This is a genomic window from Halomonas binhaiensis, from assembly GCF_008329985.2.
Classification (GTDB): domain Bacteria; phylum Pseudomonadota; class Gammaproteobacteria; order Pseudomonadales; family Halomonadaceae; genus Halomonas; species Halomonas binhaiensis.
Map to the genome: position 1 here is coordinate 1,613,582 of NZ_CP038437.2, position 21,612 is coordinate 1,635,193.

A 21,612-nucleotide genomic window follows, 5' to 3' on the forward strand; every position below is an offset into this window, starting at 1 on the left:
TGACAGATATTGATGCCATGACAGGTATTGATGCAATGACAGGTATTGATGTCATGATATGTGATTGCCTCAGGATCAGCGATTGTGCCGCAGTGTGGTCAGCGGTTGCCAGGGGAATTCAGGAAAGAGGCTTTCATGGCATCGGTGATGCGGCGCATGTCGTCATCGCTGGTGATGTAAGCCGGCATGGTATAGAGCCAGCGTCCGAAGGAGCGTAACCAGACGCCGCGCTCTCTGGCCTGCTCGGCGACACCCTTGAGGTCTGCACTATCCTTGACCTCAATGACCCCTGTGGCGCCGAGAGTGCGTACATCGGCGATCCGAGGATGGCTGCGTAGATCATCATCCTCTTCAAGCTCTGCCTTCAGCACAGCATTGAGTCTGGCGATGCGGTCAAGGTAATGGTCTTCTTCGAAGACCCTGATGCTTTCCAGTGCGACACGACAGGCCAGGGGGTTGCCCATGAAGGTGGGGCCATGCATGAAGGCATGGTATTCGCTGTCGCCAATGAATGTGTCATGCACCTGGTCGGTGGCCAGTGTGGCTGCATGGCCGAGGTAGCCACCGGTCAGCCCCTTGGACAGCACCATGATGTCGGGGCAGATGTCGGCATGATTGGCAGCAAAGAGACGTCCGGTGCGGCCGAACCCGGTGGCCACTTCGTCGAAGATCAGCAGCACATCGAATTCATCACAGAGCTCCCTGGCCCCCTTCAGGTAAAGCGGAGAAGTCATGTTCAACCCGCCTGCGGCCTGTAGCAAAGGCTCCATAAGCAGAGCTGCGATTTCCTTATGATGGGCTTCAAGCACCTTGCGCAAGGCGGCCAGGTCAGCATCGACACTTGCCTGGTCGGCGTCAAAGGGAGAAGTCGGCGCTGGGGCAAAATAATGCTGAGGCAAGAAGCCTGAAAACAGGCTGTGCATTCCTTCTTCGGGATCGCATACCGCCATGCAGCCAGCAGTGTCGCCATGATAGGCCTTCATCAATGACAGCATGCGGTGCTTTTGTGGACGCCCGCGGAGGAAGTGGTATTGCACTGCCATCTTCATCGCCACTTCCATGCCCACGGAGCCACTGTCCGAGTAGAACACATGGTTGAGCCCCTGCGGGGTGATACGCACCAGCTCGCGCGCGAGAAGGTCGGCGGGTTCATGGGTCAGGCCGCCCAGCATTACATGGCAAAGTGTTGCTGCCTGTTCCTGAATGGCCTTGACCAGGCGTGGATGACCATATCCATGGATCATGCACCACCAGGAACATGTGGCATCGAGAAGATGCTCGCCAGACTCCAGAGTGAAATGTGTCCCCTGGCCTCCAACGACCTTGAGAGCTGGGGCCTGGTGCTTGAGATGGGCGTAGGGGTGCCAGACAGGTGAAGACATGGATGATTCTCGCTAATGGTAAACCTGTGTACGAATATAAAGTTTACCAATATGAGCGAAAAAGTGGAGTCATCCTGTTGTTGGGCGATCATCCGTTAGGCGATACCCCGAACCTGTATCAGGAGGCAGGAGCCTCTATGGCTTGCAGGAAGCGTTGGAACAGAAAGGCTTCTTCACCTTTCAGGGAGCGGCTGAGACAGTCGATGAACTCTTGGTGGGGATAGGTAAAAATTCTCGGCGCCTTGTAGGCATCCAGATCAATGGCGATGATCTCGCCATTCTTGACCAGGAAGTTGTCGGTGTGCAGGCCTCGGCAGTGAATACGATCACGATACAGGGCTACCAGAATGTCCACATAACGTTGCTGCAGGACAGGATCATCCTGAATGAGCTGCTTGAGAGGCACGCCATTCACATTGGCAGTGACCAGGCGATAACGCTTGGACTCGATAATCTCGGGAGCCTGGATGCCAAGCAGAGACAGACGCTTGGCCACATAGCGAAAGTTATATCCGGGATAACGACGAATGCCGAGCCGGTAACGCCAGCGATCGGTGATGTTGGGAGAGAACGTCTTGATAAAAGTGTCGTGCTCGGGATCGTAATGGACGCTACTGTATTTTCCGGTCTGGATTAACTGCATGGTGGGAAATCGATATTCTCCGCACGCTCGAGCAGGATGCTCGGCGATCATCTAATGTACGCACAGTATAATCGACTGGCGCTAAGGAAAAACTGCATAAATGCCTGCGCGACTCAATCACTGCGTTACGCGGTGCGCGGAATCCTCACCTATATCCCATAGGCTCCGGTTCCTGTGCTCCGGGCGCCTTGTGCTTGAGCATGCTCGTCGATTTATTCAGCGCTTCCCTAATTCAAGCATATCTCTTGTACATCGAGTTCGTATGCATGGAAAGGATGCTGATGCTAGAGATCAGTCTTCTTCGTCGAAGCGGGCGGTGAATAGCGCTTCAATGGCGTCAAGTGCTGATTCGGCATCGTCACCTTCGGCTTCAATGATCAACTCGGTGCCGCAGGGCGCAGCCAACATCAATAGCGACATGATGTTGGCGCCATCTCCCTGCATATGGTCACGGCGAACAATGATCTGAGACTGGAAGGTCTGACAGCACTGTACCAGGCGGGTGGCAGCTCTAGCGTGAAGGCCGCGCTTGTTGATAAGAGTGAGCTGTCGCTGTGGCACGGTATGTCAGTCTCCCTTTGATACCAGGCGTCGCTGCTGAACAAGCTCGCGATGGCGCAGGCGAATGCGGTCGTGCTTGGAGGCAAGAGATTGAGCGATACGCTCGGCCAGATAGACCGAGCGATGTTGACCACCGGTGCAACCGATGGCCACGGTAAGATAGCTGCGGTGGCTGGCCTTGTATTGCGGTAACCACTTGTCCAGCCAGTGGAGAATGTCATCGTACATCTCGTCCACGACAGGAAATCCCTCGAGAAAGTCGATGACAGCCTGGTCCTGGCCTGTCGCGTCACGCAGGCAGGGGTCCCAGTAAGGGTTGGGCAGGCAACGGGCATCGAAGACGATGTCGGCATCAGGAGGAACGCCGCGCTTGAAGCCGAAGGACTCTATGGTCAGGCTGAGCTGTTCTGCATCTTGCCCGGCGACCTGGTCGGCAATCTGGGCACGCAAGTCATGCACGGACAAGCGGGTGGTATCGATGACCAGGTCCGTCAGATCTCGCATGCCACTGAGTGCTTTTTCTTCAGATTCAATAGCTTCAGCCAGGGTCATGTCGCTGTAGCGGGTTAGCGGATGACGCCGACGAGTGTGGGAAAAGCGTTCCAGCAGTACCTGCGGGTTGCTGGTCAGGTAAACCACCTGGCACTCGATATTGCCATCCTTGAGCTCGCTGAGCAGTTCAGGGAATCGTTCGAGTGCTCCTGGCAGATTGCGTGCATCGATGCTGACAGCGACGCGGCGCAGGTCACTATTGGCCAGTTCTGCCACCAACGATCCCAGCAACATGGCAGGGAGATTGTCGATGGCATAGAAACCGAGATCTTCGAGGGCCTGCAGAGCAACGGACTTGCCCGAGCCAGAGCGGCCGCTGATGATCACGAGTTGCATGTCCTGTCTCCTGGTCAGGGGAGAGCCGCAGTACTCGAAGGAGAGTGCGGCTGAGGCATGTAATGGATGGACGGTATTGTTGATGGGACGGAAGCTCTCAGCCACTGGGAGGTGAAGGTTCGTCGGATTGACGAATCGCTTCCTGGAGGCATTCGTAAAGCTCTCGCTGTGAAGTGGCATTGCGCAGGCGTTGCCGGGTTTCGGCATCGCTCATGACCCCTGCGACCTGTCCCAACAGAGCCAGGTGGGTATCGTCAGCTTCCTCAGGCACCAACAACACAAAGATTAGATCGACGGGCTCACCATCGATCGCATCAAAGTCGATAGGCTCAGAAAGCTTGAGAAAGCCCGAGATTGGCGTTTTGCAGTGAGGGTTACGGGCATGAGGAATGGCCACACCATTACCGATACCCGTACTGCCTAGCCGCTCGCGGCCAATCAGTCGGCTAAAGACTTCCTGGCTGTCCAGGCTCGGAGTATTTTGCGCAATAAAGGTGCTGAAAAATTCCAGCACCCTTTTTTTGCTTCCTCCCGGCACATCAAAGAGAGTGCGCTCGGGAGGGAGAATGGCTTCCAATGTCATAATGATGGGGGATCAACGGAGTCCGGTGCCCTGAGCTCGGGCTTGAGATTTTTCCTTATGCTTGACCAACTGACGATCAAGCTTGTCGGCAAGCGCGTCGATGGCGGCATACATATCGCCATCTTGTGCATCAGCATGGAGATCAGCACCGGCGGCGTGAAGCGTGCAGGCGGCGTGCTGGCGTTCCTTCTCCACTGACAATGTCACCTGAACGTTGGTGATATTGTCGTAGTGGCGCTCCACTCGAGTGAGCTTCTCTTGTACGTAGTCACGCAGGGGGTCGGTCAGTTCAACGTGATGGCCGGTGATGTTTACTTGCATGACAAGCTCCTTGCTCTTGCATGTGGTAGCTCGATTGTAACCCTTTTTCTGATCCTGCAAACCCCCTCATCGAAGTTGCTTGAAATCTGGCAGGAGAGCCCGTGATTCAGCAACTTGTATGGTTTATCAGCTTGTCCAGCAGGCGGATTCAACGGCAGCGGGTGTTTGCGGGCAGTCCTTGCGACTTTAAGACGCGCCTCAGCGTAGACGTTTTCTCTCGCTGGATGAGGGAATATGCATCGACTCACGGTACTTGGCTACTGTACGTCGGGCCACGTTGACGCCAGTCGCATTAAGCAGCTCGACCAGCTTGCTGTCGGATAGCGGCTTGCGAGGAGGCTCGTCCTGGATGAGTTTCTTGATCATGGCGCGAATTGCTGTGCTGGAATGAGCGTCGCCATCGTTGCCTACCTGGCTGGAGAAAAAGTATTTGAGTTCGAAGACGCCACGGGGGGTATAGATGAACTTCTGTGTCGTGACTCGAGAGATGGTGGACTCATGCATCTCGACCTTGTCTGCAATGTCGGCCAGGATCAGGGGTTTCATTGCTTCTTCGCCATGATCTAGAAAGTCGATCTGGCGTGCCATGATTTCACGGCCCACCTTGAGCAGGGTGTCATTGCGGCTGGATAGACTCTTGAGAAGCCAGCGGGCTTCCTGCAGATGATCCTTGAGAAACTGGTTGTCCTGGCTTTTATCGGCACGGCGAATCAAGGCTGCGTAGTCGGGTTGAATACGCAGTCGCGGCATGGCATCAGGGTTGAGCTCTACCTGCCAGCCAGCGGCGCTGTGGCGTACGATGAGGTCAGGTATCACGTAGTCTGAGCTGTTGTCACCGAATTGACTGCCGGGGCGCGGATCGAGGCTGCGTATGAGGCGGATGACGCTGTCGAGCTGGTCGTCATCCAGGCTGAGACGGCGCTTGAGCATGCGACGATCATCAGCAGCCAGAGCCTCGAGAAACTGGCGGACCAGACGCCCTGCCTGGGCCAGCAGAGGCGTTTCCCTGGGCAATGCATCGAGTTGCAGGGATAGGCACTCGCGCAGGTCGCGAGCGAAGACGCCGGTGGGTTCGAACTGTTGCAGGCGCTTGAGAATGGCCTCGACATCGCTCAGGGTCAATGGCTCCAGACCTTGGCCGAGAAGGCCTTCATGGATGTCTTCCAATGGCTGATCGAGATAACCGTCGCTGGTGACAGCATCAATCAGGCTTTCGGCGATGCGGTTTTCTGCTGGAGAAATGTCGAGCATGGCCAACTGCCAACTGAGATGGCTCTGGAGTGACTGGCTATCGGCCTGACGCTCGAAGTCGGGCGCTTCACCGCTGCCGGCAGGTGCCATGCCGAGGTCCTGGAAGGTGTCCTCCCATTCGCTGTCGGTCGTCAGGTCTGCAGGAATTTCATCGGCCCAGTCGTCATCTGTGGTTTCCTGGGCCTGTTGCTCGCCAAAATCATCTTCCAGCTCGAGCATGGGGTTGGAATCCAGGGCCTGCTGGATCTCCTGGCGCAGGTCCAGGGTGGATAGCTGCAACAGAGCAATGGCCTGTTGCAGTTGGGGAGTCATGGTGAGCTGGGTGCCAAGACGCAGCTGCAGTGACGCCTTGAGGGCCATTAGCGAATTCCGGTTAAGGAAACACTGATGGATATTACAGTGCTTCTCGGGTGGATGATCGCATCACACTAACGGCGAGTCGGGCGGCATGCAAGTCCCTTGCCAACATTAGTTAAAGGCGGAAGTTTTCGCCTAGATACACTTCCTTGACCCGCTGGTTGGCAAGAATGTCATGGGCATTGCCTTCAGCGATGATCTGTCCATCGCCCACGATGTAGGCATGATCACAGATATCGAGTGTCTCGCGGACGTTGTGGTCGGTAATCAGAACGCCGATATTGCGTGCCTTGAGCTGGCGAATGATGGCCTTGATCTCACCGACGGAAATGGGATCGACGCCGGCAAAGGGCTCATCAAGAAGAATGAAGGCGGGTTCTGTTGCCAGGGCGCGGGCAATCTCCACCCTGCGACGTTCACCGCCGGACAATGCCATGCCGGGATTGTCGCGGATATGGGTGACATGGAAGTCTTCCAGCAGTTGCTCCAGGCGCTGTTGACGGCCGGCCTTGTCAAGGTCCTTGCGAGTTTCGAGAATCGCCATGATGTTATCGGCAACCGTCAGCTTGCGGAATATCGAGGCTTCCTGGGGCAGGTAGCCAATTCCGGCAAGTGCTCGCTCGTGCATGGCGGCACGACTCAGGTCCATTTCGTCAATGGCAACTTCGCCGGAGTCTGCGCGCACCAGTCCCACGATCATGTAGAACGAGGTGGTCTTGCCGGCACCATTGGGGCCGAGCAGACCGACAATGCTGCCCTGGCGAATGGACAAGCTGATGTCATGGACGACGCGGCGTTTCTTGTAGCTCTTGGCCAGGTTGCGGGCGTGAAGCGTCTTCATCAGTTACCTTGCTCCGGCTCGAGAGTCATGCGAATACGCTGATTGCCCTGAACGCCTTCAGCACTGGAGCGGGCCTGCACTACCTTGCGATCGAGGAAGTATTCCACATAGGCGCCATCGAAGGTGTCGCCTCCCTTGTGCAGCTCGGCCTGGTTGATCAGCTCGATGCGGCGCTCAGGGACGTGATAGATGACTCGATGCCCCCACCCCTTGACCACGGGTTCTTCGGGAGAGGGTTTTTGCTCGAGGTAGGCGCGCTGACCGGTGGCCGTGGCCAGCGACAGCTCGCCCTTGTTGTTGCGCCGAATTTCTACCCGGTCGCCGGTGAGGAGCATGCTGCCCTGCTGGATGCGTACATTGCCGGTATAGACAGCCGTGCCAGCCTTGTCATCCAGATCAAGCTGATCGGCTTCGACCTGAATCGGGGCAGTGCGGTCACTTTCCAGGGCCAGGGCAGCGCTGCTGCCGAGGCAGGTGGCAAGGCCCAGGCACAGGGCGAGCAGGTGAGTGGTGCTCGGACGCGTCATTGGGCAGACTCCTTTTGGGGTTCGGGCGGATGAAAGCCAGTCACATTGTCGGTCAGGCGGGCGCGATTGTCATGAATCCAGGCATCGAAACGCTCGCCACGCATTTCCTGGGGCGGTTGGCGTAACAGGGCAGGGGTTTCGCTCCAGGCGTGACCTGTCTTGTTATCGTAGTGGAGTTCTTCGGTATCCAGCTGCCAACGTTCCTGCGGTGCTTCTAGGTGAGCGTTGCCGGTAAGGACGATGGGGTTGCCATCAGGCCCCAGGCGTCCTTCGTCTGCACTGGCAATCCAGTCCCTTCCGTCATCGTCGATCAGTTCGAGATCTGGTGTCTTCAGGCGGGTGACATCATCCTCCGGAGTATGTGCCAGACGTGGAGTGGTAGCACGCTGATACGCTTGGCCCTGGGCATTGAAGCGAGTCAGCTTGGCATCCTCCAGGTAGTAGTCCGGTTCCCCCGCCTCGTTCTTGGGGATCATGTTGGGAATGATGGTATCGCGTGGATCAAGAAAAGCCAGCCATGCTCCCAGCCCTAGTAGTATCACTACCAGCCAGAAGCGGAAGCCGGGCTTTCGCAGGCGCAATTGCATGTTCAGTGACCACTGTGCAAATAGGTATCGAGCACGCTGTCCCAATGACCCTGGGCCATCAGTAGGCGGTCGCAGATTTCACGCACAGCACCATGTCCCCCATGGCGTTCGGTGACCCAGTGAGCATGCTTCTGTATATAGTCGGGGGCACCGGGAACGCTGATGCCTACGCCTACATGATGAATGCAAGGCAGGTCGGGGAGGTCGTCACCGCAGTAAGCGACCTGGTGCAGTTCAAGGCCAAGTGCTGTGCAGAGAGTCTTGAGCTCGACAAGCTTCTTTTCCACACCTTGGCTGACATGGCGGATGCCCAGAGCATCGGCTCGATGCTCGACCATGGTGGAGCGCCTTCCAGTAATGATCGCGACTTCAATGCCTGCGCGCTTGAGCAGTTTCAGTCCGTGTCCATCCAGCGTGTTGAACGCTTTGAGTTCGCTGCCATCGGCCTGGAAGTACAGGCTGCCATCGGTCATTACGCCATCCACATCGAGAGCAAGCAGGCGTATCCGGCGCAGGCGGTCGAGCAGATCCTGGGGGACGGTCGAGAGAGTATCTTTGGGCATGGCACTGTCCTTGTTCATGAGGGCGTCATGGAGGCTCTGTTTAGATGACCCCTGCACTCAGCAGGTCATGCATGTGCAGTGCGCCGATGGGACGTTGCAAATCGTCGATGACGGCTAAAGCAGTGATGCGGTTATCTTCCATGATGCGTACGGCTTCTGCCGCCAGTGTATCAGGAGTCACGTAATGTCCTGGCCGAGTCATGACATCGTCCACCTTGAGGCCAGTGAAATCCTGGTAGCGGTCCAAGGTGCGACGCAGGTCACCATCAGTATAAACGCCAGCCAGCGTGCCATCGGTGGATACTACGCAAGTGAAGCCCAGCCCCTGGCGGGAAATTTCCAGCAAGGCATCACGCAGAGGACTGCCTTGCGGAACCTGGGGCAGACGGTCGCCTTTATGCATCAGGTCAGCAACCGTCAACAGCAGTCGCTTGCCGAGGCTGCCGCCGGGATGGGACATGGCAAAATCTTCGGCGGTGAAGCCGCGTGACTCGAGCAGCGCCACTGCCAGAGCATCGCCCAGGGCGAGAGCCGCGGTAGTCGAGGAAGTCGGAGCCAGATCCAGAGGGCAGGCCTCGCGCTCGACACCTGCATACAGGTGTGCGTTGGAGTGGCGTGCCAGTGTCGAGTTGGGACGGCCGGTCATGCTGACCAGCGGTATGCCCATGCGTTTGAGCAATGGTAGAAGTGCAGTAACCTCGGCGGTTTCACCAGAGTTGGACAGTGCCAGGACCACGTCGCCACGGGTAATCATGCCGAGGTCTCCGTGGCTGGCTTCACCGGGGTGGACGAAGAAAGCCGGAGTGCCGGTGCTGGCCAGGGTGGCGGCGATTTTGCCGCCAATATGGCCGGACTTTCCCATGCCTGTGACGACTACGCGACCGCGGCAGGTGAGAATCAGCTCACAGGCTCGATCAAAGCTTTCGTCGAGATGCGTGAGCAGAGCATCTATTGCATCTCGCTCCAGGCTGAGAGTGCGTCGGGCGCTATCGCGTAAGGACAAGGGGGCCACGTGTGCGGTATCAGGTTGTTCTGTCATGGATATGATTGTTGCCGTTAGAGCGCGTTCTCACAAGAGGCAGGAGGTGGTCGGTCACGACGCCTTTGTCAGGCCAGGTTGCTTCAGCGAAGAGCGTCCTGTACCAAGTTTGCCTGTGCGCATAAGTCGTTGGGGGCATACTAGCATGGTGTGAGAGAGTTAGGATACGATGTTCGATAACTGGCCGAATGGTCGTTATCATTGATGCTTCGACTCTTGGCCGGCGCGAATGTTCAGCGGCCACCTTCACTTTGACTGATTCAATAACGGGGATTGCGATGACTTCATCCGCCTTGGTAGAGGTGGAAAAACTGCGCTTTTCGCGAGGAGATCGAGAGATCTTCCGCGGCGTGGATCTGTCTATTCCGCGTGGCAAGATCACGGCCATCATGGGGCCGAGCGGTACCGGCAAGACGACGTTGCTGAAATTGATCGGAGGCCAGCTGGTCCCCGATGCCGGGCGTGTGCTGATCGCTGGTCATGATGTTCATCGGCTGTCACGCAAGGCGTTGTTCCGAATGCGTCGACGCATGGGCATGCTGTTTCAGAGTGGCGCACTGTTTTCCGACCTGAATGTCTATGAAAATGTGGCTTTTCCGCTGCGTGTTCATACGAACCTGCCTGAGAGCATGGTTCGTGATGTGGTGCTGATGAAGCTGGAGGCGGTTGGCCTGCGCGGTGCTCGCGAGCTGATGCCCTCGGAGCTATCAGGGGGTATGACCCGGCGAGTGGCGCTGGCCCGTGCAGTGGCGCTCGATCCCGAACTGATTCTCTACGACGAGCCTTTCGTTGGACAGGATCCGATTTCCATGGGCGTGCTGGTGCAGTTGATCAAGCGTCTCAATGAAGCTCTTGGGCTGACAGCGGTGGTTGTGTCACACGATATCAAGGAGACCTTGTCCATCGCGGATTATGTCTATGTGATTGCCGATGGCGAGGTGATGGCGCATGGCACACCGGCTTCCCTGGATGTCGAACAGGACCCGCGGGTTTATCAGTTTGTTCATGGTGAGCCCGATGGTCCTGTGCCATTTCACTATCCGGCCAACGATTTCCATGAAGATATCCTAGGGCAAGGAGTCCGGCCATGATGGCGTACATCACCCGCCTTGGGCGGCTTGGCTGTGACCTGCTTGAGGCCATGGGGCGGGCAGGGTTGTTTCTGATTCAGTCGATGTTTGGTCGGCCTACTGCAGAGGGTTTCCGTCTGTGGCTTGTCCAGATGCATATGGTAGGGGTGATGTCTCTGGCCATTATCCTGGTGTCCGGACTGTTCATCGGTATGGTGCTGGCCCTGCAGGGTTATACCATCCTGGTCGATTTCGGTGCCGAGCAGGCTCTGGGCCAGATGGTGTCCCTGTCGCTGCTGAGAGAATTGGCCCCTGTCGTTGCAGCCTTGTTGTTTGCTGGTCGTGCAGGTTCAGCCTTGACCGCTGAAATAGGCCTGATGAAGGCCACTGAGCAACTGACCAGCATGGAGATGATCGGGGTGGATCCTCTGCGCCGTATCGTAGCGCCGCGCCTGTGGGCTGGTTTTGTCTCCCTGCCTCTGTTGACGATTGGCTTTAGTGTCATCGGGATCTGGGGCGGCTATCTGGTGGGGGTGCAGTGGCTGGGTGTCTTCGATGGTTCCTACTGGGGCAACATGCAGGCCAGTGTGGAATTTATCGATGATATCGGCAATGGCCTGGTGAAAAGCCTGGTGTTTGCCCTGGTCGTGACCTGGATTGCCGTGTTCCAGGGCTATGACCTGGTGCCCACGTCAGAGGGTATTTCCCGTGCTACCACACGTACTGTGGTGTACTCGTCCCTGGCCGTACTGGGCTTGGATTTTGTATTGACTGCCGTAATGTTCGGCGGGCTTTCCTGATTCTGCGGAGTATTGTTGATGAAGCGCAGCAAGATGATGGAGTTCGGTGTGGGTCTGTTCATGTTGGCCGGCATCCTGGGGCTCGTATTCCTGGGGTTGAAGGTCAGTGGTCTCGACCCGACAGGACGCCCCAACGACACTTTCGAGTTGACCGCCAACTTTGCCAATATCGGTGGTCTCAAGCCGAGGGCCAGAGTCACCATGGCTGGCGTGACGGTGGGTCGTGTGGAGAGTATCCGCTTGAGCACGGAATGGTATGACGCTCAAGTGGTGATGTCTTTGAACAGCGATCTGCTTGGCAAACTGCCGGAAGACTCCACGGCAGCCATTCTGACAGCAGGCCTGCTTGGTGAGCAGTATGTTGGCCTTTACGTGGGGGGCGCACCGGATACGCTGGGTGAGGGCGACACAATTCGTGACACTCAATCGGCCGTCGTCCTGGAAGAGCTGATACAACAATTTATCTCCAGCGCTGTCAAAGACTAATCAAGTCAACTACGTGGCCGGTAATTGCCGGAAATCACAAGGAGAGCTCCATGAAAATTACCTATTCCCCGATGAGTGTTCGTCATGCTCTGTTTGCACTGGTGTTGTTGCTTGTCAGCTTGCCGGTTTTTGCCCAGCAAACACCGCAACAGGTAGTCCAATCGAGCATTGATGGTCTGATGAGTCAGATCGAAGGGCGCAAGGACTATTTCGCATCGAACCCGGGTGAGCTCAAGCGGGTGGTTGATCAGAGTCTGAGTGGTGCGCTGGACTTTCGCTACATCGGCGCGAGCGTCATGGGGCGTTATTTCAACAATGCCACTCCAGAGCAGCGCACGCGCTTCGTTAATGTGTTCAAGCAAAGCCTGCTCGATACCTATGCGAAAGGCTTGATTACCTATGACTACCGCGAAATCCGAGTGCTCGATGGTGGATCTGGCCGTTACGAAGACCAGGCCAATGTCGAAACACAGGTTATCGGCACTGATGGCACGGTTTATCCGGTCAACTACACCCTGCGCAGCAGCCAAGGGCAGTGGAAAGTGGTCAATGTCATCGTCAACGGCATCAACCTCGGGCTGACCTTCCGTAACCAGTTCGATCAATCCATGCGCGAGCATGACCGTGACTATAATACTGTCATCAACACATGGTCGCCGGATGTAGGTACCGATGAACTCGAGCGTGGTGCATGAGTGTGTTGATGAAGAGCGAAACTGCCCGCCTCGAAGCCGACGACAATACGTTGAAGGTAAGTGGGCGGGTCGCCTTCGAAGCAGCTGCGGAGATGGCTGAAGCGGGGCGTGACTGGCTTGCTTCCCGTCAACAGGGAGAGTCGGTGCGGCTTGACCTCAGTCAGGTAGAAGAAGTTTCCAGTGCCGCGCTCAGCGTCATGCTCGAGTGGCTGCGCTCCATCGGCTCGGCCAACCTGAGTCTCGAAGCTGTTGTTCTATCTCCTGCCTTGGCGCGTCTAACGCAAGTGGCTGGTATCGATACTCTGTTACCCAGCGGAGATTGAGTACAGTACTTCTTTGTCACGCCACCTTACCTGCCATGAAAGGGCCGCATTCGCGGCCCTCGATGTTTTTGTGGCCCTGTTTTGTTGCCACAGGCAGTCACAGGCAATATGTGTCATGACAGCACGGGTTTTGTTTCCGGCATCGCCAAAGACGCTGCTTTTCTTTACCATAAGGCGCCAAACGTCCTTTTTTATTGGCGCCGGGCGAGAATGGTCATTGACCGTCGTGCCGGTGTCTCACGACTTTTTCAGGAGAGTCTGCATGCAACCTAGCGACGTCAAAGCGTTGCTCGAAAGCCGCGTGGACGGTTGTGAGTTCCATATCCAGGGTGAAGGCTGCAATTTCCAGGTCATTGCTGTGGGAGACCGTTTCGCCGGATTAACGCCGGTCAAGCGCCAGCAGCTGATCTATGGTGCTCTGGCCGAGGAAATCGCCTCAGGTGCGTTACACGCTATCAGTATCAAGACCTTCACGCCGGACCAGTGGCAAGTGGCGGCCGAGAACCCGGGAGCCTGACGGTATCGTTGCATGGATAAACTGATCATTACCGGCAATGGCCCGACCCACGGAGAGGTTTGGGTCAGTGGTGCCAAGAACGCCGCACTGCCTATTCTGTGTGCCACTCTGCTTTCTGAAGAGCCGGTGACCATCGGCAACCTGCCGCATTTGCAGGACATCACCACGACGCTTGAACTGCTGGGCCACCTGGGAGTGGAAGCGGTTCTTGGCGAGGATATGAGCGTCCAGCTCAATGGTGCTCAAGTCGAGCATTGTGATGCGCCCTATGAACTGGTCAAGAAAATGCGCGCTTCCATTCTGGTGCTGGGACCCTTGCTTGCCCACTTTGGCAAAGCGGATGTTTCCCTGCCAGGAGGATGTGCCATTGGATCGCGTCCGGTGGACCTACACCTGCGCGGACTCGAGGCCATGGGGGCGGATATTCGTGTCGAAGGTGGTTACATTCGTGCGCGCAGCGATGGTCGTCTCAAGGGAGCGACCATCTTCTTCGATGTAGTGACCGTGACAGGTACCGAGAACCTGCTGATGGCGGCGACGCTGGCTGAAGGCACCACTGTGCTGGAGAATGCAGCGCGCGAGCCCGAGGTAGTGGACCTGGCCGAGTGCCTGATCAAGATGGGCGCAGATATCAGCGGCCATGGCACCGATACCATCACTATCCGGGGGGTCGAGCGCCTGCATGAGGCTGTGCATCATGTCATGCCAGACCGTATCGAGACGGGCACTTTCCTGGTGGCGGCAGCACTCAGTCGTGGCAAGGTCAGAGTGAAGCGGACGCGTGCCGATATTCTCGAGGCGGTGCTGCGCCATATCCTGCCTTTCCGACTGACATGCAGGCCCAGTTCGTCGCCATGAATGCCGTTGCAGAGGGCACTGGGCGTGTAGTCGAGACCATCTTCGAGAATCGCTTCATGCATGTGCAGGAGCTCAATCGAATGGGGGCCAGCATTGCCCTGGAAGGAAATACGGCAGTGATTACCGGGGTTGAAGCATTGTCTGGCGCGCCAGTGATGGCGACCGACCTGCGTGCTTCTGCTTCACTGGTGATCGCGGCGATGATGGCTCAAGGTGAAACCTTGGTGGATCGTATTTACCACATCGACCGCGGCTACGAATGCATTGAAGAGAAGCTGCAACTGCTGGGCGCCAAGATCAAGCGCATTCCTGGTTGACGTGATGCCTGACTACCAGCCTGGCATTCTGGCGGGCTGGTAATGTCTTTCACAATATTTACCTGGCTGGACAATGACTCAACAACTCATTCTGGCCCTTTCCAAAGGGCGCATCCTGGAAGAAACGCTGCCGCTGCTGGCTGACGCAGGTCTTCGCCCTGCAGAGGACCTGGGCAAGAGTCGCAAATTGCTATTCGATACCAACCTGCCAGATGTCAAGCTGGTGGTGATTCGTGCCACTGACGTACCGACCTATGTCCAGCTGGGTGCAGCTGACATGGGGGTGGCCGGCAAGGATGTGCTGCTGGAACATGGTGCTGAGGGATTGTATGAGCCACTTGATCTGGAGATAGCCCGCTGCAAGCTGATGACGGCGGGAATCACTGGCGCGGAGCCGGCCCGTGCTCGTCGCCGGGTGGCGACCAAGTTTGTCAATGTCGCGCGTCGCTATTATGCCGAGCAGGGTATCCAGGCTGAGGTCATCAAGCTTTATGGGGCAATGGAGCTGGCGCCATTGATGAACCTGGCAGATGAAATCGTTGATATCGTCGATACTGGCAATACCTTGCGGGCCAATGGCATGGAGCCTCGTGAGCTGATGGCGCATGTCAGTACGCGTCTGGTGGTCAACCAGGCTTCAATGACCATGAAACATGAGCGCATCAAGCCGCTTATCGACCGTCTGCGCAAGGCGGTGGAGAGTCGCCGGGTTGCTGCCGAGACCTGATCCTGGCGTGAGTTCTGATGCTGAACGACTGGACACAGAAGAATTATTACAGGTAATGCCCGATATGAATGCCCCCGTTTCCAACGATCTTGCAATCACTCGCCTGTCTACCTGGGAAGAAGACTTTGACGCACGCCTGTCAGCATTGCTTGCCTGGGAAAGTGTGTCTGACAAGGCGGTGCAGCAGAGTGTCGACGAGATCGTGACCGCAGTGCGTGAGCAGGGTGATGCTGCGTTGCTGGAGTATACCCGTCGTTTTGACCGGGTCGAAGCGACAGACATGGGCGAACTGACGCTGGGCAAGGAGCGCCTCGAGTCTGCTTTTGCAGGACTACCGGACCAGCAGCGTGATGCACTGGCTCAAGCCGCTGAGCGGATACGTGAGTACCATCAGCGTCAGAAGCCGGAGTCCTGGCAGTACACCGAGGCGGATGGCACGGTGCTGGGGCAGAAGGTAACGCCCATTGACCGCGCAGGCATCTATGTACCTGGCGGCAAGGCTGCATATCCATCATCCGTGTTGATGAATGCCTTGCCGGCTCACGTGGCAGGTGTGCGAGAGATCGTGATGGTGGTGCCTGCGCCGGGTGGAGTCGTCAGTGAACTGGTGTTGGCAGCAGCGCACCTGGCCGGGGTGGAAAGGGTTTATACCGTAGGTGGTGCTCAGGCAGTGGCGGCGATGGCTTATGGTACCGAGACATTGCCGAAAGTCGACAAGATCGTGGGGCCTGGCAATATTTTTGTCGCCACGGCCAAGCGTGCAGTATTTGGCCAGGTGGGCATCGATATGATAGCTGGGCCATCGGAAATCCTGGTGGTTTCTGATGGGCAGACCGATCCCGAATGGCTGGCCATGGATCTGTTCTCCCAGGCCGAGCATGACCAGGATGCCCAGGCCATTCTGGTCAGTTGGGATGAGGCTCACCTTGATGAGGTGCAGAGCGCCATGGAGCGTTTGCTGCCGACCCTGGAGCGTGAGCCTATTGCGCGAGTGTCTCTGGTGGAGCGTGGCGCATTGATCGCCTGTCGTGATCAGAAAGAGGCGATGGAGCTGGTCAACCGTATCGCTCCGGAGCATCTGGAACTCTCTGTCGCGGATCCCGAAGCGCTGCTGCCTGAAGTGCGTCATGCTGGTGCTATCTTCATGGGGCGTTACACGGCTGAAGCGCTGGGTGACTACTGTGCTGGTCCCAACCATGTTCTGCCGACCTCAGGGACGGCGCGCTTCTCATCTCCTCTGGGGGTGTACGATTTCCAGAAGCGCTCCTCGATCATCCAATGCTCTCCTGAGGGCGCCTCTGTTCTGGGCAAGACGGCCTCTGTGCTGGCTCGTGGGGAATCCTTGACGGCGCATGCTCGCTCGGCAGAATATCGAATCAAGTAGTAAGCACGAATCTGGGAGTAGCACAGCCCCTGTCAGTCGTTATAACGCAAGAGGCCCCGGCAATAGCCGGGGCCTCTTGCGTTATTGATGGCTGATCGTTACTCAGGTTGAGTGTTGTTCAGGAGGTCTTCCTGGCTGCTTGGAGTCGGCCGTTCACCGACGACAATCTTGACCTCCAGGGGGGAGCCCTTGCGCGCCACCGTCACTTGGAGCTCTGTTCCTGGGGAAACTGCGGCAATATCGCTCATGGTGCGGCGAGGATCAATGACGGGGCTGTTGTCGACCTTGAGCAGTACGTCTCCTGGTTTTAATCCTGCCTGATCTGCTGGACCATCGGAAACGACACCGGCGATGATCACTCCAGCGGGAACCTTGAGGCCGAAGGAGGCGGCCAGGTCCTGGTTGAGTTCCTGGGCTTCGATGCCGAGCCAGCCACGGATGACGCGTCCATTGGTCACGATCTGTTCAAGAATGCTGCGGGCCAGGTTGGCTGGAATGGCAAAGCCTATGCCCTGAGACCCTCCTGAACGAGAGAAGATAGCAGTATTGATGCCGACCAGGCCTCCTTGGGGGTTGATCAAGGCGCCGCCGGAGTTGCCAGGGTTGATGGCGGCATCGGTCTGGATGAAATCTTCGTAGGCACTGAGCCCCAGGTGACTCCTGCCGGTGGCGCTGATGATTCCCATGGTGACAGTCTGGCCGACGCCAAAGGGGTTGCCGATGGCAAGCACTACATCACCTACCACTGCATCCTCGGAATCACTCAGTTCGATGACAGGCAGATTGTCGAGGTTGATCTTGAGTACCGCCAGATCGCTCTCGGGATCAGTGCCAATCACTTCGGCCAGGGTTTCGCGCCCATCGCGCAGGGCCACTTGGATCTGATCAGCACCGCTGATGACATGGTGGTTGGTCAGGACATAGCCATCCTGGCTGACAATGACGCCGGAGCCGAGGCTCGACAGCATGCGCTGGCGTGCAGGGGCATCGCGGCCGAAGAACTGGCGGAAGAAGGGGTCGGACATCAGCGGATGAGTCTCGCGTTCCACTACACGAGAGGAATAAATATTGACCACGGCGGGTGCTGCACGCTCGACTGCATCAGCATAGCTGACCAGCCCTTTCTGTCGGTTCAGTGGCGGTGCTTGCTGCAGTTCGGGCAGGGGACGCTTTGCACCGTCAGTGGAGGTGGTGCTGCCCTCTGTTGGTGCAACTGGGTCCGGTGCTGGTGCGCCGACGGCCGGTACGCTTTCTGTGCCTGGCGCCGGTGATGCAGCGGGGGGCGGGGTGGACTCGGTACTTAGGTCAGGAGCCATTCGACCGAGACGCTCAGGAAAAGCGTTGAGCAGGACGATAGCAAGCAGAATGCCGATGATGACCGGCCAAAGATAGGGCAGCAGGTTGCGGCGCATGCGGCGGGAGTCCTTATCGCTGGGGCGGTGTCGCGGGCCTGTTTCGGGCCGAGTACAATGAGCGATATTGTAACACTGCCTGGAAGGTTATGGCTGCCTCCCGGAAGGAAACTTGGTTGAGTGGAACCTGGGTTTCCTGCACTTCTTGCTCTTGGATGAAATCATGGTCGACTGTAAAGAACTGGTTGCTGCCTGCGACACACTGCTCGATTCTTCGCGCTTCAGAGACTATACGGAAAACGGTCTGCAGGTCTCTGGTAAATCCCGTATCCAGCGTGTGCTAAGTGGGGTGACGGCATGTCAGGCTTTGCTTGACGAAGCGGTGGCATGGCAGGCGGATCTGGTGCTGGTGCATCACGGATACTTCTGGAAAAACGAGCCGGTTGCCGTCACCGGCATGAAGCGAAAGCGACTGGCAACATTGCTGAATCACAATGTCAATTTACTGGCCTATCACCTGCCCCTGGATGCCCACCCTGAGCTTGGCAACAATGCCATGTTGGCTCAGCAATTGGGGTTCGAGGTGGAAGGTACCCTGGATGCTCCCATGGGGGAGGGGTTGTTGTGGCATGGCCGACCTGAGCATCCTGTTTCTCTGGAAACGTTATCGGAGCAGGTGGCTAAGGTGCTGGGCAGAAGGCCTACCGTGATCGAGGCGCCTGGGTTGAAAGATGTGGAGCGGGTTGCCTGGTGCACGGGTGGGGCCCAGGACATGATCGGTGCGGCGGCAGAGGCGGGGGTAGATGCCTTTATCTCTGGTGAGATTTCTGAGCGAACGACTCATCTGGCTCGAGAAATGGGCATCCACTATCTGGCCGCGGGGCATCACGCGACCGAGCGCTATGGGGTGAAGGCCTTAGGGCAGTGGTTGGCCGAGCGCTTTTCTGTCGAGCATAGATTTGTCGATATCGACAACCCTGCCTGAAACATTCAGGCCACACTCCGCGTCATGGAGTGTGGCCTGATGTTGAGGAGGTGGCGATCGTCTATGCGGAAACGGGCTTGGTTGCGTACGGCTTAATAGCGCGGAGGGCGAGGGGCTGCTTCCTCATCGTCCTCATCCTCTTTACGCAGGCCGTAATTTTCGGAAAGTGTGCCGCTGTTGCCATCTGCATAATCGCGTGGAATCTTGAGATCTTCCTGCGCGGCGTCGTCCGATGGTGTCAAGCTGTTTATCTGCAGGTTGCCTGGGGGCGTCACCTTGTTGGGAGTGCCTTCGCGGCCCAGGCGCTTGGCTGATTCGTCCAGTTGCTGACGAAGATTCTGCCCGCCTTCCAGCAGGCGCTGGATCAGCGTGTCCATCTGGGTAAAGTGTTCGTCGACACCGTCTTTCCATTCGGCGATCTGGCGTTCACGTTCTGTGAGGCGCTGGCGTAGCTTCTGAGCATTGCGAGCACCGCCATTGAGCAGATGATAGCCTAGGGCGCCGATGCCGATGCCGGCGATTAGGCAGGCTGCTGCCAGAATCACATTGATATTGCTTGCTTCCACTATTGTCTCCCTGAGTGCCAGTCGCTAGCCGCAGTGCCGGTCAAGCCGGGGCTCCATTATAGAGGGCGACGCCTACGGAGCGTCAAATGCCACGCTGTCTAATGTGTTTCATGCTGCGGCTGCGCATTTTGCTGCAGCTGCGTATAATGCGGCCTTCTTCATTCAGACTCAGCCAGGATGGTACATGACTGCCACCGCTACCACGCCGAGCACTAGTCGACCTCCGACCCCTATACAACGCTATCGCCGGGATCTGGAGCGCTCGGATTTCAATCATGATGCGGCTCAGGCCAATGCTGTCGAGCATCTGCAACGTCTGTATGACCAATTGGTTGCAGCTCCGGTGCGCAAGCCTGCAATAGCGAGCAGTCGCGGGTGGAAGTCCAAGGTGAAAGGTATCTTTGGGCGCCAGGAGGCCAATCAGGAGCCCAAGTTGCCGGATATTTCCGGGCTGTACTTCTGGGGCGGGGTTGGCCGCGGCAAGACGTATTTGGTGGATACCTTTTATGAAGCACTGCCGTTTCCCCAGAAGATGCGTACCCATTTCCACCGTTTCATGCAGCGCGTGCACAACGAGCTGACCCACTGTAAAGGGGAGAAGAACCCTTTGCAGCTCATTGCTGCCAAGTTTGCTCAAGAGACGCGGGTCATCTGCTTCGACGAGTTCTTCGTCAAGGACATCACTGATGCCATGATCCTGGCTAATCTGCTCGAAGCACTGTTCGAGCGGGGCGTGGTGCTGGTGGCAACTTCCAACATTGTTCCTGATGACCTGTACAAGGATGGGCTGCAGCGAGCCAGGTTCCTGCCTGCCATCGACTTGCTGAAGCGCCATTGTGAGGTCGTTAATGTCGACTCGGGCGTGGACTATCGCCTGCGAGCTCTCGAACGTGCACAGATCTACCACACGCCTCTGGATGATGCGGCGAACAGGGAGCTGGAGCGTAGCTTTAGGGAGATCGCTGGGCATCCGGGAGAGCAGGGAGTCGCTCTGGAGGTCAATCATCGCGTTCTGCACGCGGTGCGTCTTCACGAAAATGTGGTGTGGTTCGATTTCCTGGAGCTATGTGATGGTCCCAGGAGTCAGAATGACTACATTGAGCTGGCACGAGAATTCCATACAGTGGTGATGTCATCGGTGCTGCGCATGAGTGGTGCTGCTGATGATCGGGCTCGTCGTTTCATCAATCTGGTCGATGAGTTCTATGATCGTGGGGTCAAGTTGTTGATGTCGGCCGAGGTGTCAGCGGATGCGCTTTATTCCGGAGGAACGCTGGAGTTTGAATTCCAGCGCACTCTTTCGCGTCTGCAGGAAATGCAGTCAAGAGAATATCTGGCGTTACCACACAAGCCTTGAGCATAAACCCCATGAAGGGGGTGACGTGGCGCTATCCTATCGTGTAGAATGCGCGCTCGCTCGACCGTTGTGCCGCTGTGGTGGTTGTCGCCGCTGGTACAACCAAGAAAAATAGGGATGATCCAATGTCGACCTTCCTTCAGCATGCTGAAGCGGGCCGATGGCAGGATCCAACATATCTAATTGGTGATTCATCCATGAAGACGTTCACTGCTAAGCCGCAGTCCGTCCAGCGCGACTGGTATGTCGTCGATGCTGCGGACAAGACGCTCGGTCGTCTGGCCACTGAAATTGCTCGTCGCCTGCGCGGCAAGCACAAGCCTGAGTACACTCCTCATGTTGATACCGGCGATTACATCGTCGTGATCAACGCTGAGAAGGTGAAGGTGACTGGCAACAAGGCCAGTGACAAGATGTACCACCGTCATACCGGTTATCCGGGTGGCCTGCGTTCCATGAGCTTCGAACAGCTGATTGCTCACGCTCCTGAGCGTGTCATCGAAGGTGCTGTGAAAGGCATGCTGCCGAAGGGTCCGCTGGGTCGTGCCATGCACGCCAAGCTGAAGGTCTATGCCGGCACCGAGCACCCGCACGCTGCACAGCAGCCGCAAGAACTGAACATCTAAGGGGAA

General features: G+C 57.1%; 25 protein-coding genes and 1 pseudogene. 12 read left to right on the forward strand and 14 right to left on the reverse strand.

Translation table 11 applies throughout. The annotated features are described in order from the left end of the window. Positions 1-98 precede the first annotated feature (98 nt). From bioA to E4T21_RS07060, 12 genes are all read right to left on the reverse strand, one after another. A complete protein-coding gene (gene bioA / locus E4T21_RS07005) occupies positions 99-1,382 on the reverse strand; it encodes an adenosylmethionine--8-amino-7-oxononanoate transaminase (RefSeq protein ID WP_149284320.1) in 1,284 nt (427 codons plus the stop codon). Positions 1,383-1,500: 118 nt separating this feature from the next. After that, positions 1,501-2,025 (reverse strand): BUD32 family EKC/KEOPS complex subunit, encoded by a 525-nt coding sequence (locus E4T21_RS07010; protein WP_149284321.1) that lies wholly within the window; start codon positions 2,023-2,025, stop codon positions 1,501-1,503. Positions 2,026-2,316: 291 nt separating this feature from the next. Continuing rightward, positions 2,317-2,586, reverse strand: a complete 270-nt coding sequence (locus tag E4T21_RS07015; protein WP_149284322.1) for an HPr family phosphocarrier protein — start codon at positions 2,584-2,586, stop codon at positions 2,317-2,319. A 6-nt stretch (positions 2,587-2,592) separates the two neighbouring features. Continuing rightward, on the reverse strand, positions 2,593-3,474 hold the full coding sequence (gene rapZ, locus E4T21_RS07020) for an RNase adapter RapZ (protein WP_149284323.1): 882 nt from the start codon (positions 3,472-3,474) through the stop codon (positions 2,593-2,595). 97 nt (positions 3,475-3,571) lie between these two features. After that, positions 3,572-4,057, reverse strand: coding sequence for a PTS IIA-like nitrogen regulatory protein PtsN (gene ptsN / locus E4T21_RS07025; protein ID WP_149284324.1), 486 nt, complete (start codon positions 4,055-4,057; stop codon positions 3,572-3,574). Between the two features lie 12 nt (positions 4,058-4,069). Continuing rightward, positions 4,070-4,378 (reverse strand): ribosome hibernation-promoting factor, HPF/YfiA family, encoded by a 309-nt coding sequence (gene hpf, locus E4T21_RS07030; protein WP_149284325.1) that lies wholly within the window; start codon positions 4,376-4,378, stop codon positions 4,070-4,072. Between the two features lie 198 nt (positions 4,379-4,576). Next, on the reverse strand, positions 4,577-5,989 hold the full coding sequence (locus E4T21_RS07035) for an RNA polymerase factor sigma-54 (RefSeq protein ID WP_149284326.1): 1,413 nt from the start codon (positions 5,987-5,989) through the stop codon (positions 4,577-4,579). Between the two features lie 112 nt (positions 5,990-6,101). Then, positions 6,102-6,827 carry an LPS export ABC transporter ATP-binding protein gene (gene lptB / locus E4T21_RS07040; RefSeq protein ID WP_149284327.1) on the reverse strand — a complete coding sequence of 242 codons (726 nt, stop codon included), beginning with the start codon at positions 6,825-6,827 and terminating at the stop codon, positions 6,102-6,104. After that, entirely contained in the window at positions 6,827-7,354 is a 528-nt protein-coding gene (lptA, locus tag E4T21_RS07045) for a lipopolysaccharide transport periplasmic protein LptA (protein ID WP_149284328.1), read from the reverse strand. The genes lptB and lptA overlap by 1 nt, the downstream gene beginning before the upstream one ends. Further along, positions 7,351-7,941, reverse strand: a complete 591-nt coding sequence (gene lptC / locus E4T21_RS07050) for an LPS export ABC transporter periplasmic protein LptC (RefSeq protein WP_149284329.1) — start codon at positions 7,939-7,941, stop codon at positions 7,351-7,353. The genes lptA and lptC overlap by 4 nt, the downstream gene beginning before the upstream one ends. Before the next feature lie 2 nt (positions 7,942-7,943). Next, positions 7,944-8,504: a KdsC family phosphatase gene (locus tag E4T21_RS07055; RefSeq protein WP_149284330.1), complete on the reverse strand. Its 561-nt coding sequence runs from the start codon at positions 8,502-8,504 to the stop codon at positions 7,944-7,946. Between the two features lie 40 nt (positions 8,505-8,544). Then, positions 8,545-9,543: a KpsF/GutQ family sugar-phosphate isomerase gene (locus tag E4T21_RS07060; protein ID WP_149284331.1), complete on the reverse strand. Its 999-nt coding sequence runs from the start codon at positions 9,541-9,543 to the stop codon at positions 8,545-8,547. 278 nt (positions 9,544-9,821) lie between these two features. Here E4T21_RS07060 and E4T21_RS07065 point away from each other — a divergent pair, with 278 nt between their 5' ends. The 9 genes and pseudogenes from E4T21_RS07065 to hisD all read left to right on the forward strand — a co-directional run bounded on the left by E4T21_RS07065 (position 9,822) and on the right by hisD (position 16,720). After that, complete coding sequence (locus tag E4T21_RS07065; protein ID WP_149284332.1) at positions 9,822-10,634, forward strand: ATP-binding cassette domain-containing protein; 813 nt, start codon at positions 9,822-9,824, stop codon at positions 10,632-10,634. Further along, a complete protein-coding gene (gene mlaE / locus E4T21_RS07070) occupies positions 10,631-11,413 on the forward strand; it encodes a lipid asymmetry maintenance ABC transporter permease subunit MlaE (RefSeq protein WP_149284333.1) in 783 nt (260 codons plus the stop codon). The genes E4T21_RS07065 and mlaE overlap by 4 nt, the downstream gene beginning before the upstream one ends. An 18-nt stretch (positions 11,414-11,431) precedes the next feature. Continuing rightward, positions 11,432-11,899, forward strand: coding sequence for an outer membrane lipid asymmetry maintenance protein MlaD (gene mlaD / locus E4T21_RS07075; RefSeq protein WP_149284334.1), 468 nt, complete (start codon positions 11,432-11,434; stop codon positions 11,897-11,899). 50 nt (positions 11,900-11,949) lie between these two features. Next, positions 11,950-12,594 carry an MlaC/ttg2D family ABC transporter substrate-binding protein gene (locus E4T21_RS07080; RefSeq protein ID WP_149284335.1) on the forward strand — a complete coding sequence of 215 codons (645 nt, stop codon included), beginning with the start codon at positions 11,950-11,952 and terminating at the stop codon, positions 12,592-12,594. Between the two features lie 8 nt (positions 12,595-12,602). After that, entirely contained in the window at positions 12,603-12,917 is a 315-nt protein-coding gene (locus E4T21_RS07085; protein WP_240349320.1) for an STAS domain-containing protein, read from the forward strand. Positions 12,918-13,179: 262 nt separating this feature from the next. Continuing rightward, positions 13,180-13,434 (forward strand): BolA family protein, encoded by a 255-nt coding sequence (locus E4T21_RS07090; protein ID WP_149284337.1) that lies wholly within the window; start codon positions 13,180-13,182, stop codon positions 13,432-13,434. A gap of 12 nt (positions 13,435-13,446) precedes the next feature. Then, positions 13,447-14,609 (forward strand): annotated as a pseudogene (locus E4T21_RS07095) (UDP-N-acetylglucosamine 1-carboxyvinyltransferase). 73 nt (positions 14,610-14,682) lie between these two features. Then, positions 14,683-15,336: an ATP phosphoribosyltransferase gene (gene hisG, locus E4T21_RS07100; RefSeq protein WP_149284338.1), complete on the forward strand. Its 654-nt coding sequence runs from the start codon at positions 14,683-14,685 to the stop codon at positions 15,334-15,336. Positions 15,337-15,400: 64 nt separating this feature from the next. Beyond that, positions 15,401-16,720, forward strand: a complete 1,320-nt coding sequence (gene hisD / locus E4T21_RS07105) for a histidinol dehydrogenase (RefSeq protein WP_149284339.1) — start codon at positions 15,401-15,403, stop codon at positions 16,718-16,720. A gap of 98 nt (positions 16,721-16,818) precedes the next feature. Here the strand turns inward: hisD and E4T21_RS07110 are convergent, their stop codons facing one another. Continuing rightward, positions 16,819-18,132, reverse strand: a complete 1,314-nt coding sequence (locus tag E4T21_RS07110; protein ID WP_149284340.1) for a Do family serine endopeptidase — start codon at positions 18,130-18,132, stop codon at positions 16,819-16,821. A 163-nt stretch (positions 18,133-18,295) separates the two neighbouring features. Here E4T21_RS07110 and E4T21_RS07115 point away from each other — a divergent pair, with 163 nt between their 5' ends. Beyond that, positions 18,296-19,057 (forward strand): Nif3-like dinuclear metal center hexameric protein, encoded by a 762-nt coding sequence (locus E4T21_RS07115; protein WP_149284341.1) that lies wholly within the window; start codon positions 18,296-18,298, stop codon positions 19,055-19,057. 92 nt (positions 19,058-19,149) lie between these two features. On the opposite strand, the gene E4T21_RS07120 is transcribed toward E4T21_RS07115, so the two are convergent. Continuing rightward, positions 19,150-19,623 carry a Z-ring associated ZapG family protein gene (locus E4T21_RS07120; RefSeq protein ID WP_187775128.1) on the reverse strand — a complete coding sequence of 158 codons (474 nt, stop codon included), beginning with the start codon at positions 19,621-19,623 and terminating at the stop codon, positions 19,150-19,152. Positions 19,624-19,807: 184 nt separating this feature from the next. On the opposite strand from E4T21_RS07120, the gene zapE reads away from it, so the two are divergent. After that, a complete protein-coding gene (gene zapE / locus E4T21_RS07125) occupies positions 19,808-20,980 on the forward strand; it encodes a cell division protein ZapE (RefSeq protein ID WP_149284343.1) in 1,173 nt (390 codons plus the stop codon). Positions 20,981-21,177: 197 nt separating this feature from the next. Beyond that, positions 21,178-21,606, forward strand: a complete 429-nt coding sequence (gene rplM / locus E4T21_RS07130; RefSeq protein WP_149284344.1) for a 50S ribosomal protein L13 — start codon at positions 21,178-21,180, stop codon at positions 21,604-21,606. The last annotated feature ends 6 nt before the right edge of the window (positions 21,607-21,612 follow it).

Bases quoted from the DNA above. Each gene is read 5' to 3' on its own strand.
- mlaD (WP_149284334.1), top strand. From the start codon at position 11,432: ATGAAGCGCAGCAAGATGATGGAGTTCGGTGTGGGTCTGTTCATGTTG.
- hpf (WP_149284325.1), bottom strand. From the start codon at position 4,378: ATGCAAGTAAACATCACCGGCCATCACGTTGAACTGACCGACCCCCTG.
- rplM (WP_149284344.1), top strand. From the start codon at position 21,178: ATGAAGACGTTCACTGCTAAGCCGCAGTCCGTCCAGCGCGACTGGTAT.
- bioA (WP_149284320.1), bottom strand. From the start codon at position 1,382: ATGTCTTCACCTGTCTGGCACCCCTACGCCCATCTCAAGCACCAGGCC.
- E4T21_RS07115 (WP_149284341.1), top strand. From the start codon at position 18,296: ATGGTCGACTGTAAAGAACTGGTTGCTGCCTGCGACACACTGCTCGAT.
- mlaE (WP_149284333.1), top strand. From the start codon at position 10,631: ATGATGGCGTACATCACCCGCCTTGGGCGGCTTGGCTGTGACCTGCTT.
- E4T21_RS07035 (WP_149284326.1), bottom strand. From the start codon at position 5,989: ATGGCCCTCAAGGCGTCACTGCAGCTGCGTCTTGGCACCCAGCTCACC.
- E4T21_RS07055 (WP_149284330.1), bottom strand. From the start codon at position 8,504: ATGCCCAAAGATACTCTCTCGACCGTCCCCCAGGATCTGCTCGACCGC.
- ptsN (WP_149284324.1), bottom strand. From the start codon at position 4,057: ATGACATTGGAAGCCATTCTCCCTCCCGAGCGCACTCTCTTTGATGTG.
- E4T21_RS07060 (WP_149284331.1), bottom strand. From the start codon at position 9,543: ATGACAGAACAACCTGATACCGCACACGTGGCCCCCTTGTCCTTACGC.
- E4T21_RS07090 (WP_149284337.1), top strand. From the start codon at position 13,180: ATGCAACCTAGCGACGTCAAAGCGTTGCTCGAAAGCCGCGTGGACGGT.
- lptC (WP_149284329.1), bottom strand. From the start codon at position 7,941: ATGCAATTGCGCCTGCGAAAGCCCGGCTTCCGCTTCTGGCTGGTAGTG.
- E4T21_RS07065 (WP_149284332.1), top strand. From the start codon at position 9,822: ATGACTTCATCCGCCTTGGTAGAGGTGGAAAAACTGCGCTTTTCGCGA.
- lptB (WP_149284327.1), bottom strand. From the start codon at position 6,827: ATGAAGACGCTTCACGCCCGCAACCTGGCCAAGAGCTACAAGAAACGC.
- E4T21_RS07080 (WP_149284335.1), top strand. From the start codon at position 11,950: ATGAAAATTACCTATTCCCCGATGAGTGTTCGTCATGCTCTGTTTGCA.
- E4T21_RS07085 (WP_240349320.1), top strand. From the start codon at position 12,603: ATGAAGAGCGAAACTGCCCGCCTCGAAGCCGACGACAATACGTTGAAG.
- E4T21_RS07010 (WP_149284321.1), bottom strand. From the start codon at position 2,025: ATGCAGTTAATCCAGACCGGAAAATACAGTAGCGTCCATTACGATCCC.
- E4T21_RS07110 (WP_149284340.1), bottom strand. From the start codon at position 18,132: ATGCGCCGCAACCTGCTGCCCTATCTTTGGCCGGTCATCATCGGCATT.
- lptA (WP_149284328.1), bottom strand. From the start codon at position 7,354: ATGACGCGTCCGAGCACCACTCACCTGCTCGCCCTGTGCCTGGGCCTT.
- zapE (WP_149284343.1), top strand. From the start codon at position 19,808: ATGACTGCCACCGCTACCACGCCGAGCACTAGTCGACCTCCGACCCCT.
- hisG (WP_149284338.1), top strand. From the start codon at position 14,683: ATGACTCAACAACTCATTCTGGCCCTTTCCAAAGGGCGCATCCTGGAA.
- rapZ (WP_149284323.1), bottom strand. From the start codon at position 3,474: ATGCAACTCGTGATCATCAGCGGCCGCTCTGGCTCGGGCAAGTCCGTT.
- hisD (WP_149284339.1), top strand. From the start codon at position 15,401: ATGAATGCCCCCGTTTCCAACGATCTTGCAATCACTCGCCTGTCTACC.